We start from the raw sequence: 12,662 nt of genomic DNA, 5'->3' as shown, positions 1-12,662 counted from the left end.
CTCTGTATATGTGAGATGTGATATGTACTCAAACGCAATATGGATTATGCTGGAAAAGGCAGTCAACATTATTGGGTTGATCTATATTAATTCCCTGATGGCAAAGTATATTGGGCCTGATAACTTTGGGAAGATCAGTATCTCGACCTCGTTATTTATATTTGTACAAACGTTATCCTGGTTTGGCGCTCAAAATATTTTATTCAAACGCATGAGCGAAAACACAAAATCCGGCATCGCACTGGCAATGCATACGCAAAACCAACGGCGGATACTATTCCTGTTGTCATCCAGTGCAGTGTTGATTTATTTGTATTTGTACACAGATCCCATTGTATTTTTATTCGGCGTGGCTAACTGCATTGCTACGTATTACATCGTGATGGACTTCTTTTCCATCTACAACAACACTCAGCTAAAGTCTAAAATAAACACGATAACCAATGTCATTGGCCTTTCATTGGCTTTGCTGATTAGGTTTTATATTTCATATTTTAAAATGCCAGTGTACTACTTTATGCTGCCCATTATTATAATCCCTCTCGTGCCTTACCTTATGCGTCTCATTTACTTTAAATACACCACAACAATAAAGATGGGCAGTAAGGGAGGAGGCATATACAACCGGCACATGTTGTATACCGGTGGGGCTTTGATTTTATCCAGTTTATCAACGGATATATATACGCAGATATCTGGCATATTTTTGGCAAAAGTTTTGTCTTACTCAACCTTAGGCGTTTACAGCGTTTCGTTAACCATAGGGGGAGCCTGGTCATTCATTGTTTTGGCATTGATAACCAGTTTCTTCTCTAAGATATACAGTGAAAAAAACCAATTAACCATTGATGAACTGCTGATTAAAATTAATCGACTAGTCATCCTTTTTTCACTGGTAGCCTTAGGCGGGTTTTATCTCTTCGGCGATTGGTTTATACATTTACTTTATGGCGAAAAATACAAGGACGCAGTTAAATTAATTCCCATAATCATCATCGGTACAATGTTTTCCTTGCTGGGAACAATTTGCTACCGATACATAATAAAAGAATCTGGATACGATTATCTGGCTAAAAAGATGTTCTTATGCTGCATATTAACAATACCATTATCCTGGGTAATGATTCATGCCTTTGGGATCAATGGCGCTGCATATTGTTTTCTGATCGTAGAGGTCTTGTCTTGTACATTACTTAACTACTTTTTCAGAAATAGAACAATCATCAAAATGCACCTTAACATTTTCAAACCGAGATAATTTTAATGAAAATGATAAAACACACAGTGAAATCTGCATTAAAAATGAGCGCGAGCATTTCCCCTGTTTTTTGTGCTAAAGCTCACTATTATATTAAGTTTAAGAAGAAGTTAAACTTAACTAATCCGACTAATTTTAATGAAAAAATACAATGGCTTAAGTTCAATGTATTGAATGATGATATTTACACATTATGCGCTGATAAGTACAAGGTCCGGGAGTATGTCATATCCAAAGGATGCAGTGAGATCCTCAACGAACTCTATGGTGTTTACGACAACCCACAAGATATTGATTATAAAACCTTGCCTGAGAAGTTTGCGCTTAAATGCAATCATGGTGCGGGTTATAACATCATATGCGATAATAAATCATCATTAAACGTTGAAAAAACTAACAAGCAGCTCAGCGAGTGGTTAAGACAGGATTTTTCCTCCCATTTCATTGAACCGCAGTATAAGAAAATCGAAAGAAAGATTTTATGCGAAAAGTACATCGAGAATGAACGGGGTGGTTTTCCTGAAGATTACAAATTCTACTGCTTCAATGGCAAGCCTTATGCGGTCATGGTTTGTCTGGGCAGGGAAAGCGGTACGCCTAAGTTCTATTATTTTGATATGAACTGGAAGCCTCTTCCTTTCGAAGATACCATTGAACTGATCAAGGGGAATAATTACCCAGAGATGCCTGATGGTTTCATCAAAATGAAGGAATATGCGATTAAATTGGCCTCGGACTTCAAGTTTGTCCGTGCTGATTTCTATCTTCTGAATGGCAACGTCATTTTTGGTGAATTGACCTTTACGCCTTCAGCGGGACTGGATGTCACTTTGCAGGAAGCCGATGTGGTTTTAGGCAGTCAGCTGAAATTATAAATTGACGGTGATGAATGTTTTTCTCGTCACAACAGGGCCGGTGTTTGAATTGCAACAAAACACCGGCCGCATGGGGCGAGATAGTGCGCCACAATAAATGATGGCGAGATGAAAAACTCGCCACCTTCCATTTATACTGAGATGCTAATGGATTGACTCAGTTTTAGGGCCGGGGAATGGCACTAATCTGGTCACTCTTAGATGCCCGCGAGCACGGAAGGGTCGCCTGTACGCCATACATTATCCACGGTTACCCGACTAACTAACCAGCCATCTTGTCGTTGCAAGAGCGCAACATCATAACGATTCTTCATCAGATAGTGCGATCACCAACTGAACCCTCGAGCACCACTCAGACATGATGCTGGCTCAAAATGAGCTTAAAGCCAGGAGACCTGAACAGATTACCCTCTAAGGATAAGGGAACTACCTTAATGGGAGTGAAGTCCTATGATTCTGACAGTCATTGAACAGAAATTCGCTAATCGTAAACTGACAGTCCTACGCCAACTGTATGTTTAAATGATTAAAAATAAAATAAATGCATTGCTAATTAAATACCGCTATGTCTTAATGACGCCATCGGTTTGGAATACAGACCTTATGAAAGCAGTTTTAGTAAAGCAGTCCTCAGTTCAAGTGTTATCCACAGATATCCTTCTTCATGAGCCTCCTCCTAAGTGCCAAATAAGTTACTCTCTCATTACAGGCCATCTTCGCCGCTATTAGTGGCTCATCAATTAAGGAAATATCTATGTCTAACAAAATGACTGGTTTAGTAAAATGGTTTAACTCTGACAAAGGTTTTGGCTTTATCACGCCAAACGACGGCAGCAAAGATGTGTTTGTCCACTTTTCTGCTATTCAGAGTGACAGCTACAAATCCCTTGATGAAGGCCAACAAGTTTCCTTCACCATTGAAAATGGCGCTAAAGGCCCTGCAGCCGGTAACGTTACACCGCTGTAAGCTGCACTCATTATCATTGATGCTAACAATAGCGATGAAGACAAGCGTCTGAACTGCTAAGCTTTCTGATAATAATTAAAACCCGCCAAGTGCGGGTTTTTTTATTGCTTTAATGTCGAACTGTGGCGAACGAGATGTTTGATATCCGCCGACGGTGGTATTCCAAACTGTCTCGCGTACTCTCGGCTGAACTGAGTATGGCTCTGATAACCCACCGATAACGCAATCGCCATAATGGTTTCGCCCGAGGTGACGAGCTTTTGCCGCGCCTGCATCAAACGAATTTGTTTTTGATACTGCACGGGGCTTAAGGCCGTGATGGCACGGAAGTGGCGATGAAAGGCAGATACGCTCAGCGCAGCCATTTCGGCCAGTTTTTCGACGCGTATCGGATGCATGTAATTCTGCTTAATCCAGTTAACCACCGTATAGATCCGCGCCAGATGCGTGTCAGGCGTTGCAATATCTCGCAACATCCAACCCAACGGTCCCTGCAATACTCGAAACAGTATCTCCCTTTCATAGGCGGGTGCCAGAGCGGCAATTTCATCCGGCTTTCTGATCAAGCTAAGCATCCTCAGCCATGCGTCCAGTAATTCCTGCGTCACTGGTGCAACTGAAAATCCTGAATGATAAAGAGAATCGGCGGCAGCTTTGGGCATACTGTCGAGCAGATCGGCAATAATTTCCGGTTTCGGTGTAAGGCTAACAGCAAGATAAGGGGCATGTGTGACCTCATCGGGATACACATTACCCACTGCGGGCAAATCCACTGACATCACAAAGTAGGTTGCAGGGTTGTAATGCCAGGTCGTGCCGCCTACCGTCATGCTTTTTGAGCCAGTCAGGATGAGGTTAATCATCGGCTCATATACCGCGGAAAGCCTGTGTTCAGGGATTTCTCCCTGCACCATGGCGACTCGGGGGATCCCGGTCTCTGTTCGCTGATTTCCGGCGCCGGAAGCTAACTCTCTAAGTTCACGTAATGTATTTTCCATCCGCGATTGATAACACGCCTCTATCACTCACAACAAGATAAAAGCAGAATTGGGCAACAATCAAAGAGGATCGCATAAGCCAGCACTCATCTTGATGCGTAGCCTGTGTAGGGTAATCTTTCATTCACAGGAGCCATGATGAAACACGTTCTGATTACCGGCGGCAGTCGGGGAATAGGGGCCAGTACCGCAATGGAGTGTGCGCGACGAGGGTTCGGCGTCATTTTAACGTGGCACAGCCAGGCTGAATCAGCCCAGGCTATTGTTGATTGCATCGAAGGTGAGGGCGGTAAAGCGATAGCAATGAAACTGGATGTAGGAGATGCCGGTAGTTTTGAGGGGTTCAGACTGGCGCTTGAACAAGAAATGAAGAGGCAGTGGAATGCGGCAGGGCTTGATGGTCTCGTTAATAATGCCGGTTACGGACTTTTCAATCCGCTTGAAACCGTAACGGAAGCACAATTTGATAGCCTGATGAACGTGCATCTTAAGGGGCCCTTCTTTCTCACTCAGAAGCTGCTGCCTTTGCTGCGCCGAGACTCAAGTATTGTGAATTTAACCAGCGCCACCACGCGTGTAGCTACCGCCGGCGTCGCACCCTACGCCGCGTTCAAAGGCGGTCTTGAAGTCCTGACTCGTTATATGGCAAAGGAGTTTGGCGAGCGCGGCATTAGGGTGAATGCGGTTTCACCGGGACCTATCCGCACCCAACTTGGTGGGGGACTCAATGATGAGTTTGAAACGCTGCTCGCTTCACAAACGGCACTCGGACGGGTAGGTGAGCCCCATGAAGTGGCACGCGTGATTGCCTCCCTGTTAACGGATGAGGGTGGCTGGATCAATGCGCAATCGATCGAGGTTGCGGGCGGCTATAACGTTTAACGGAGGAGTACAGCATGCTCGACCATATCTTTGTTTCTGTCAGTGATATTGAACGCTCGATTGCCTTTTATGAGCGGGTTTTGCCTCTTCTCGGCATTGTTAATCGCCATGATTATGACGGTGAACAGGGGCCATCCGGACACCCTGACTTGAAAGGGTTCGGTGCAAATGGCCGGATATTTTTCTGGCTCAGACAAGGGACCGTTTGCCCTGATGCTATTCACGTAGGTTTCAGCGCGGAGTCGGAAATCATGGTCAACGCGGCTTATGCTGAAGCCCTCGCTGCGGGGGCTAGCGAAATCCAGCCTCCCGGTGCGCAACTGCATTATGACCCTCGCTACTATGCCGCACAGGTCAAAGACCCCGACGGTTACCGCCTTGAATTTGTTTATAAAAGCTGGCAACACAATGATTAACGCTAAGACGAGTGCGTACGAACACGCTGGATCCCTATGAAATATGTGATGATTTATGGCGCAACGGGTTACACCGGCCGCATGATTGTTCAACATGCAGTAGATGCAGGTGTTCCGCTCATTATTGCCGGACGTAATGAAGAAAAACTGACCGCTATGGCCAATGCGCTGAACTTACCTTTCCGTACCTTCGCTCTGGATGATCCGCATACTATTGATAAGGCGTTGACCGATGTTGCGGTGTTGCTGAACTGCGCGGGGCCTTTTATGCATACGGCCGACGCTTTGATAAAAGCAGCCATACGCAATCAGTTACATTACCTCGATGTCGCCGCCGAACATGACAGCTACAGGCTGGCTGAAATCTATGAAAAGGAAGCGACGGCGGCCGGTGTTATGCTGCTTCCAGGATGCGGTGGAACGGTAGCCATGTTGGGCTGCCTCGCATTACGTGCCTGCGATCGAGTAAAAGATCCGCGCAGCATTTCATTGGCTCTCAACGTAGCCGGATCGATGTCACGCGGCTCAGCGGTGAGCGCGACGCAGAATCTCTCGCTGGAATGTCTAATACGACTCAATGGGCAATTGGTAAAACAGGAGCCCAACGAATTGAGAACCTTTAATTTTGGCGAAGGCCTACGCGACTGTTTCCCGGTCACACTGCCGGACCTTATTACCATTTGGAGAGCCACCGGCATTCCAGATATTGCCACGTTTGTACATGTGAGTGGCGTGGGTTTCCCCCAGGGAGATTTATCTGCGTTACCCGATGGACCTTCGACAGAGGAGCGTGAAAGGCATCGTTATCAGGCTGCCGTGGAATTGGTGAGCAGGGAGGGCAAAACGGTGCGAATGCTGCTTGATACCGTCAACGGATACAGCTTCACTGCTCTGGCAGCAGCTGAGGCCGCACGAAGAGTACTGGACGGTCTTGCGCGTCCAGGTTTCCAGACACCTGCCGAATTATTGGGTAAGGGATTCGCGGAAACCATAGCGGATACCACGATTATAGAGGTTTAAATAACAGGCCTGAGCCGTAAAGGCTCAGGCTGGTCAAAACATTTGGTGAGCGGTTTATGTGCTCCCCTGACAGCTGAAGTTCTATTGCCTGACTCCCGGCTGCCATGTCCCGACATCCTGCGCATCAATGGCTTTAGGTAACAACTTTGCCTGATAAAACGCATCAGCGATCTTCTGTTGTTCAGCCAGATCGCTTTTCTTCACCGGCTCGATCTGGTAGCTGCGTTGCTGATTCGCTTGTTCCACGGTTGAAAGTGGCAAATTCCCCCACAACGGCGAGAGAATTTTAGCCGCATCATTTGGGTGTGCTTTCAGCCACTTCGCTTCCTGATCCAGCGTGTTGTACACAATGCCTAAAACGTCAGGATGTTTTTCGCATACGGCGTCGAGACCAGATAGTAGCGCTGATAGCTGGCGAGTCCTTTACCGCTGGTCAGCACGCGGGTGTGCTGCTCAACTTTCGAGCTGGTAACAAAGGGTTCCCAGGTAACCCATGCATCGACGCTGCCGTGTTCCAGCGCGGCACGGCCATCGGCGGGCGTCAGCCAGGCGGGTGTCACATCACTGAATTTCAGTCCCGCTTTTTGCAATGCGGCGATAAGCAGGTAATGGCTGCCCGCCGCTTTGGTAACGGCAATCTTTTTACCTTTTAAATCCTGCAGCGTTTTGATGCTGGAATTAGCGGGAACCAGAATGGCCTGTGCGTCTGGCGAAGGCGTCTCGCGTGCGTAATAGGTAAGGTCCGCCCCAGCGGCTTGAGCAAATACCGGAACGGTGTCGGCAACATCGGCAGAAAGATCGACGTTGTTTAAATTAAGCGCTTCTAACAGCGGCAAACCGCTGGTGAACTCATGCCAGCTAACTTTAATACCTTGCTCAGATAAGGCTTTGTCCAGATCGCCACGCTGTTTAATCAGCGTTAACAACGTGGAGGATTTTTGGTAGCCGATGCGAAGTGTCTCTTCGGCATTAGCGGCACTGGAAAAAAGGGCGGTTAATATCAGCGAAGCGATTATTGTTTTGGTGGTTTTGCCCATATGAAATCCCTAAAGGTGTCATTATTTTAACAGAATAAAGCCGACGACGAGGCAATCAAAACCGCAAGATTGCATAAGCTTTGCGCATTTATGTCTATCAAAACGGTACGGTAACGGCAGGTTAAGACGTTCTTATACATCAGGTCGTGCCCAAATCGCCGACCAGGCGGGTGCAGCTGTGTCCAAACTGATTGGCGGAACCCGTTAAACGTTGTCTATACTTCACGTGTGCTAATAAACATTATTAATTAGATATTTAACTATGGGTTGTTGTTGCTTATCACCCAGATAATCGGGAAGACAACGGTTACTGGGGCTGTTCATTCACCTGACGATTGTGGTTTGTCGGCGGGGTAAAAGGGGAAATAATGCCGTTGATATTTAGTGAGTTATCTAATGCGCCATCATGGGTGCCTGCCGTGCTGCTTGTTACCCTGTCATTAATAGCGGGTTTTCTGGCGCGCTTTTTACTTCTCAGATTCATCCGCTATTGGCAGAATCGTGACAGGAAGCTTTTCAAATCACTCGAAAAGCATCTTCGTGGATCATTATTTCTATTCTTCCCCTTGCTGTTAATCAATGTAGGGGCCGGTTACGTCAATGTTCATCCAGACTCTCTCTCCTTTATCACCACCACGCTTAATGTATTTATTATTTTATCATTGTGCTCTGTTTTAATCAGGCTGACTAACGTTGCGCAGGATATGCTTTTCATCCGTTATGATATCAATCTTTCAAATAATCTTCGCGCAAGGAAGATTCGAACGCAAATAATCTATGTAAAGAAGGTCGCTATTGTTCTGTTGGTTTTATTCTGCCTTTCTCTGATATTGCTCAGCTTCCCCGGCGTTAGGAAATTCGGTACGACTATTCTGGCCGGTGCCGGGGTTGCCGGTATTATCATTGGCTTTGCCCTTCAGAAGTCGCTGGTCAATCTGTTTGCTGGCATTCAGATAGCGTTCACGCAACCGATTAAAATTGATGATGCCGTGGTGGTTGAAAATGAGTGGGGATGGATTGAGGAGATAAACCTGACCTATGTTGTGGTGCGTATTTGGGATCTTCGTCGGTTGGTTCTGCCTATTACCTATTTTACAGAAAATGCCTTCCAAAACTGGACGCGGAATAATGCACAAATTCTAGGCTCAGTATTTCTTTATCTGGATTACTCGATGCCATTAGAACCTCTGCGCCAGCATTTTGAAAAAGTACTTAGCGAAACTAAGCTCTGGGATCAACAGACGCAAGTACTGCAGGTCACCGATGCGACGGACAAAACCATGACTATCCGCATGCTGATGACCGCACAGAATTCACCCACCGCCTGGGATTTACGCTGCTACGTGCGGGAAAAAATGATTGAGTTTATTCAGCAAAATTATCCGCAGAGCCTGCCTCATGTGCGGGCAACGCTGACTGAGGGTGTGAAAGATCAGAACGATCACCTCGCGTTGTCGGGTGAGAAATAACAATAAACTCAACCGAAGATTCCCCATCATTTCTGGCTTGATGCGCAGAGCCAGGGGGAATCTCCAACCCTTGATGCGCACTAAGGTGATTCACTTCACCTTCCAATTCCATAGTAAGAACACCTTTGAGAACAAAGAAAAACTGTCTTGAAACGGAATGAAAATGTCGTGTCTCGGCGGTACCAGGAGGCATTTTTTCATGAATAACCAGCATGTCATGGCGATTCACCAAATACCAACCATCGCATGCTTCACCCCAGACATAATGTTCGGCATTTTCTTTTGCAATCATCACCACACTCCTTAACCTGTTCATATCGACCGACCACCAGCAGCGCAATCATGCTGATCGCTGTGGCGACAATAATGGTACTCATGCTGTCAAAGCGGGTAGAGAGATTAAATATGATGACGATGGGAATAGCGATGCGCGTCAAAATCCATGATGCGGCCGATTTAAAATCCCATGCGGTTTTGCCTAATAGCCAACCGGTCATGAGGTAAACGAGCGGTAAGAAAATTGTCACATTCCGTCCCTGTTTAGCGTGACAACCACTCTCTAACGAAGAGAGTGGCTAAAAATACATGCTAACCATGGCGTTCAGGGAGTGCAACGTTTACGCGGTGGTATTAATGTTGCGACCGACTGCTGGGTTAGCAGGCAACTGTGGGATGGAATCAAGAATGCCGGCTGCCATTGATTGCTGATTATCGAGTGTCTTTTCAGTACCAGCGTGCTCACCTTGCTGCTGAGATCCATATTAGCGAGGCCGGTTGCCAGTGAAGTAATTTGTGATACATCCATTATGCTCTCCTTGTGAATATGACAAGTGGGCGAAACAGGCTTGAGAAGCCTAATACGACTATCGGCACTGATCAGCAAAACCTAAATGAAACACAGAAGAGGCAATAGCACATGCTGTGTGCTGACAGTCAATCCGCGCGTCAAAGTTGCGCAGTCATCGCCCGCAGATGCGCACGCAGCACGCCATGCAGCGCCCGAATCGCCGGCGAGAACTGTTTGCGATGCGGACAGATTAAATGCAGTGGCGTGCTCTCGCCGGGAATATCAGGCAGCACGCGTTCCAGACGACGTTGTTGAATATCCTCACACACATCAATCCACGATTTATACGCGATGCCCATGCCCTTTATCGCCCAGCGGCGTGCAACTTCCGCGTCATCGCACAGCAGCCGGCTTTTCACGGTGATCTGTCGCCGCATGCCTTCCTGAGGAAATGTCCATTTGTCGTAAACGTGGCCGCCCATTACAAACGGCAAACAGTGATGTTGGGCGACATCCTCCAGCTTTTGCGGGCGTCCGTTCTGGTCAAGATACGCTGGGGAAGCCACCATGATGCGGCGGTTATCTTCTGCCAGCGGCAAGGCCACGTAACTGCTGTCTTCCAGTTTGCCGTAGCGAATGGCGATATCCACCGGGTCACGAAACACATCGCTGATTTGATCGGATAACGATAAACGCACCGATAAGGCCGGATGTTCATGACAAAAATCGGTGATCAGCGGCAGCAGAATATTGCGGCCAATGTCAGAAGGCATGGCGATTTTAAGCTCACCGCTTAACGCATCTTCATGACTTTGCAGGCTATCGGCACCGGCTTGCATTAAGGCCAGCATCTCCTGCGCATAGGGGAGATATTGCTCTCCTTCTGCGGTTAAGCGCAGGCTGCGCGTGGATCGTGCAAACAGGCGGCGATCCAACTCACGCTCCAGACGTTGAATCGCGGCGCTCACTTGTCCTGGCAGTAAATTCACCTCACGTGCCGCACGCGAAAAACTGCCCAACGCAGCAGAACGCACGAACAGGGTGACATCTTCTAGTCGGATCATTTTCTTTCTCATCGCCAAAGCACCCAGGGATTTTCACTCTAAGAGTGAAAGTGCTGCTGTGCAATCGGCATTTTTCTACAGTGCACTCACCGCTATGCTGGGTTTAACCGACTTAACACACTGATGATGTGAGGAACTGCTGGATGAAAGCCATTGTTTATAGCCAAAACGGTTTACCGATTTCCGATGAAAATGCCCTGTATGAGATGGAGGTCGCCAAACCGCAACCGGGCGCGCGCGACCTGCTGGTAAAAATTCACGCCATCGCGGTGAATCCGGTGGATACCAAAGTACGTAATGGCGCGCCAACCGATAAGCCGCGCATTCTCGGTTGGGATGCGGTGGGTGTGGTGGAAGCGATTGGCGATCAGGTGACGCTGTTCCAGCCGGGTGATGAGGTATTTTACGCCGGCGATATCACGCGCGCTGGCAGTTATGCCGAATATGGGCTGGTGGATGAGCGTATTGCCGGGCATAAACCCCGTACGCTAAATAATGCCGACGCGGCTGCATTACCGCTGACGTCACTCACCGCGTGGGAACTGTTGTTTGATCGCCTCGAAGTGCAGGCTGATGACAATGCCGCGCTGCTGATTATCGGCGCAGGCGGCGGCGTAGGATCGATACTGACCCAACTGGCGCGCAAGCTGACGCATCTCACGGTGATCGGCACCGCATCGCGGCCGGAAACCACGGATTGGGTGCGTTCACTCGGCGCGCATCATGTGGTGAATCACCACCAGCCTCTGGGAGAGCAGCTGGCGGCGATAGGTCATCCAGAGGTGCGCTATGTCGCTTCATTAACCCACACCGACAGCTATTACGCGCAACTGATTGATGTTCTGGCGCCGCAGGGCAAGCTGGCACTGATTGATGATCCAGAATCCCTTGATGTAGTGCCGTTAAAACGCAAAGCCATTTCACTGCACTGGGAGCTGATGTTTACCCGTTCCCTGTTCCAGACAGCCGATATGCAGCGGCAGCATGATATTTTGCAGCGCGTGAGCCAACTGATTGATGACAACACCCTGCAAACCACCGCGGGTGAACATCATGGCACCATCAACGCGGCCAATCTGCGCAAAGCGCATGCGCTGATCGAGAGCGGTCGCGCACGCGGCAAGATCGTGCTCAGCGGCTTTTAATGTGTTGAAACACAATTCGTTAACCGCGACGTCAGCACGGCGGGTAAGGTATTGGCAATTCGTCATTAATCAATTCATGAGAACCCCATGACACTCAATGATGCAGTGGCACGCCGCCACACGGTGAAAGCCTTCGCCAGCGGTAAAAGTTTGCCGCAGGAAGAGATCGAAACGCTGCTGAACGTGCTGCGTAATAGCCCGTCTTCTGTAAACTCGCAGCCGTGGCATTTCGTGGTGGCATCGACCCCCGCAGGCCGTGAGCAGATCGCTCAATCCACCACCGGCGCGTTCGTGTATAACGGCCTAAAGTGTTGAATGCTTCCCATGTTATCGCCCTGTGCATGCGTACCGATCTTGATGACGCGCATCTGCAAAACGTGCTGGCGCAGGAAGAGCAGGATGGCCGTTTCGCCAAACCCGAAGGCAAAGCCGGGCAGGATAAGAGCCGCCGGGGTTATGTGGATATGCACCGCTATGAACAGCGTGATATCCCACAGTGGATGGAGAAACAGGTTTACCTGGCGCTCGGTGGCCTGTTGTTGGGTGCAGCGATGTTAGGGATTGATGCCACGCCAATGGAAGGATTTGATTCGCGCGCACTGGATCAGGCATTGGGCCTGCGTGAGAAAGGGTTAACCAGCGTGGTGTTGGTGTCGCTGGGCTACCGCAGTGATGAGGATTTCAACGCCGCGTTACCGAAATCACGTCTGCCACGTGAAGAGATCTTTACCTTTATTTAAAAGC

14 protein-coding genes and 2 pseudogenes are annotated in these 12,662 nt (G+C 48.3%); 9 read left to right on the top strand and 7 right to left on the bottom strand.

Features of this window, described 5'->3' with window-relative positions; translation table 11 throughout:
• Window positions 1-46 precede the first annotated feature (46 nt).
• The 3 genes from HA45_RS13510 (at window position 47) to cspE (ending at window position 3,100) form a co-directional block, all read left to right on the top strand.
• Entirely contained in the window at window positions 47-1,258 is a 1,212-nt protein-coding gene (locus tag HA45_RS13510) for an oligosaccharide flippase family protein (RefSeq protein WP_244563456.1), read from the top strand.
• A gap of 26 nt (window positions 1,259-1,284) precedes the next feature.
• Complete coding sequence (locus HA45_RS13505) at window positions 1,285-2,133, top strand: ATP-grasp fold amidoligase family protein (RefSeq protein WP_244563455.1); 849 nt, start codon at window positions 1,285-1,287, stop codon at window positions 2,131-2,133.
• 754 nt (window positions 2,134-2,887) lie between these two features.
• Window positions 2,888-3,100 carry a transcription antiterminator/RNA stability regulator CspE gene (cspE, locus tag HA45_RS13495; protein ID WP_100703152.1) on the top strand — a complete coding sequence of 71 codons (213 nt, stop codon included), beginning with the start codon at window positions 2,888-2,890 and terminating at the stop codon, window positions 3,098-3,100.
• 101 nt (window positions 3,101-3,201) lie between these two features.
• Here the strand turns inward: cspE and HA45_RS13490 are convergent, their stop codons facing one another.
• Window positions 3,202-4,098, bottom strand: a complete 897-nt coding sequence (locus tag HA45_RS13490; RefSeq protein WP_100703153.1) for an AraC family transcriptional regulator — start codon at window positions 4,096-4,098, stop codon at window positions 3,202-3,204.
• A 138-nt stretch (window positions 4,099-4,236) separates the two neighbouring features.
• Between HA45_RS13490 and HA45_RS13485 the strand changes: the two genes are divergently transcribed.
• Genes HA45_RS13485 through HA45_RS13475 form a run of 3 tightly spaced genes read left to right on the top strand, consistent with a single transcriptional unit; the run spans window position 4,237 to window position 6,416 of the window.
• Window positions 4,237-4,980: an SDR family NAD(P)-dependent oxidoreductase gene (locus tag HA45_RS13485; protein ID WP_100703154.1), complete on the top strand. Its 744-nt coding sequence runs from the start codon at window positions 4,237-4,239 to the stop codon at window positions 4,978-4,980.
• A gap of 14 nt (window positions 4,981-4,994) precedes the next feature.
• Window positions 4,995-5,396: a VOC family protein gene (locus HA45_RS13480; RefSeq protein ID WP_100703155.1), complete on the top strand. Its 402-nt coding sequence runs from the start codon at window positions 4,995-4,997 to the stop codon at window positions 5,394-5,396.
• A 36-nt stretch (window positions 5,397-5,432) separates the two neighbouring features.
• The gene (locus HA45_RS13475; protein WP_100703156.1) at window positions 5,433-6,416 is read left to right on the top strand and encodes a saccharopine dehydrogenase family protein; all 984 of its coding nucleotides are present in this window, start codon (window positions 5,433-5,435) and stop codon (window positions 6,414-6,416) included.
• A gap of 81 nt (window positions 6,417-6,497) precedes the next feature.
• On the opposite strand, the gene HA45_RS28235 is transcribed toward HA45_RS13475, so the two are convergent.
• Window positions 6,498-6,764, bottom strand: a complete 267-nt coding sequence (locus HA45_RS28235) for a type 2 periplasmic-binding domain-containing protein (RefSeq protein WP_244563454.1) — start codon at window positions 6,762-6,764, stop codon at window positions 6,498-6,500.
• Window positions 6,765-6,769: 5 nt separating this feature from the next.
• Window positions 6,770-7,453: an ABC transporter substrate-binding protein gene (locus HA45_RS13470; protein ID WP_244563453.1), complete on the bottom strand. Its 684-nt coding sequence runs from the start codon at window positions 7,451-7,453 to the stop codon at window positions 6,770-6,772.
• A gap of 368 nt (window positions 7,454-7,821) precedes the next feature.
• Here HA45_RS13470 and HA45_RS13465 point away from each other — a divergent pair, with 368 nt between their 5' ends.
• On the top strand, window positions 7,822-8,922 hold the full coding sequence (locus HA45_RS13465; protein WP_100703158.1) for a mechanosensitive ion channel family protein: 1,101 nt from the start codon (window positions 7,822-7,824) through the stop codon (window positions 8,920-8,922).
• Here HA45_RS13465 and HA45_RS13460 read toward each other — a convergent pair.
• The 4 genes and pseudogenes from HA45_RS13460 to HA45_RS13445 form a co-directional block, all read right to left on the bottom strand.
• Window positions 8,819-9,214: a cupin domain-containing protein gene (locus HA45_RS13460; protein WP_100703159.1), complete on the bottom strand. Its 396-nt coding sequence runs from the start codon at window positions 9,212-9,214 to the stop codon at window positions 8,819-8,821. The two genes, HA45_RS13465 and HA45_RS13460, sit on opposite strands and share 104 nt — an antisense overlap.
• Window positions 9,174-9,449 carry a hypothetical protein gene (locus HA45_RS13455; RefSeq protein ID WP_205960967.1) on the bottom strand — a complete coding sequence of 92 codons (276 nt, stop codon included), beginning with the start codon at window positions 9,447-9,449 and terminating at the stop codon, window positions 9,174-9,176. Before HA45_RS13455 ends, HA45_RS13460 begins: the two co-directional genes overlap by 41 nt.
• 90 nt (window positions 9,450-9,539) lie before the next feature.
• Window positions 9,540-9,727, bottom strand: a pseudogene (locus tag HA45_RS13450) (YjfB family protein).
• Window positions 9,728-9,867: 140 nt separating this feature from the next.
• Entirely contained in the window at window positions 9,868-10,773 is a 906-nt protein-coding gene (locus HA45_RS13445) for a LysR family transcriptional regulator (protein WP_100703161.1), read from the bottom strand.
• A 143-nt stretch (window positions 10,774-10,916) separates the two neighbouring features.
• On the opposite strand from HA45_RS13445, the gene HA45_RS13440 reads away from it, so the two are divergent.
• The gene (locus HA45_RS13440; protein WP_100703162.1) at window positions 10,917-11,918 is read left to right on the top strand and encodes a zinc-binding alcohol dehydrogenase family protein; all 1,002 of its coding nucleotides are present in this window, start codon (window positions 10,917-10,919) and stop codon (window positions 11,916-11,918) included.
• Between the two features lie 87 nt (window positions 11,919-12,005).
• Window positions 12,006-12,658 (top strand): annotated as a pseudogene (gene nfsB, locus HA45_RS13435) (oxygen-insensitive NAD(P)H nitroreductase).
• Window positions 12,659-12,662: the final 4 nt, after the last annotated feature.

Origin of the sequence: Pantoea rodasii, from assembly GCF_002095465.1 — a bacterium.
GTDB classification, from domain to species: domain Bacteria; phylum Pseudomonadota; class Gammaproteobacteria; order Enterobacterales; family Enterobacteriaceae; genus Pantoea; species Pantoea rodasii.
This window is presented reverse-complemented; position numbering and strand designations above follow the sequence as displayed.

What these genes read in the sequence shown, in the direction of transcription:
- HA45_RS13510 (WP_244563456.1), top strand. Translation starts at nt 47, where the DNA reads ATGCTGGAAAAGGCAGTCAACATTATTGGGTTGATCTATATTAATTCC.
- cspE (WP_100703152.1), top strand. Translation starts at nt 2,888, where the DNA reads ATGTCTAACAAAATGACTGGTTTAGTAAAATGGTTTAACTCTGACAAA.
- HA45_RS13490 (WP_100703153.1), bottom strand. Translation starts at nt 4,098, where the DNA reads ATGGAAAATACATTACGTGAACTTAGAGAGTTAGCTTCCGGCGCCGGA.
- HA45_RS13485 (WP_100703154.1), top strand. Translation starts at nt 4,237, where the DNA reads ATGAAACACGTTCTGATTACCGGCGGCAGTCGGGGAATAGGGGCCAGT.
- HA45_RS13480 (WP_100703155.1), top strand. Translation starts at nt 4,995, where the DNA reads ATGCTCGACCATATCTTTGTTTCTGTCAGTGATATTGAACGCTCGATT.
- HA45_RS13475 (WP_100703156.1), top strand. Translation starts at nt 5,433, where the DNA reads ATGAAATATGTGATGATTTATGGCGCAACGGGTTACACCGGCCGCATG.
- HA45_RS13470 (WP_244563453.1), bottom strand. Translation starts at nt 7,453, where the DNA reads ATGGGCAAAACCACCAAAACAATAATCGCTTCGCTGATATTAACCGCC.
- HA45_RS13465 (WP_100703158.1), top strand. Translation starts at nt 7,822, where the DNA reads ATGCCGTTGATATTTAGTGAGTTATCTAATGCGCCATCATGGGTGCCT.
- HA45_RS13460 (WP_100703159.1), bottom strand. Translation starts at nt 9,214, where the DNA reads ATGATTGCAAAAGAAAATGCCGAACATTATGTCTGGGGTGAAGCATGC.
- HA45_RS13445 (WP_100703161.1), bottom strand. Translation starts at nt 10,773, where the DNA reads ATGATCCGACTAGAAGATGTCACCCTGTTCGTGCGTTCTGCTGCGTTG.
- HA45_RS13440 (WP_100703162.1), top strand. Translation starts at nt 10,917, where the DNA reads ATGAAAGCCATTGTTTATAGCCAAAACGGTTTACCGATTTCCGATGAA.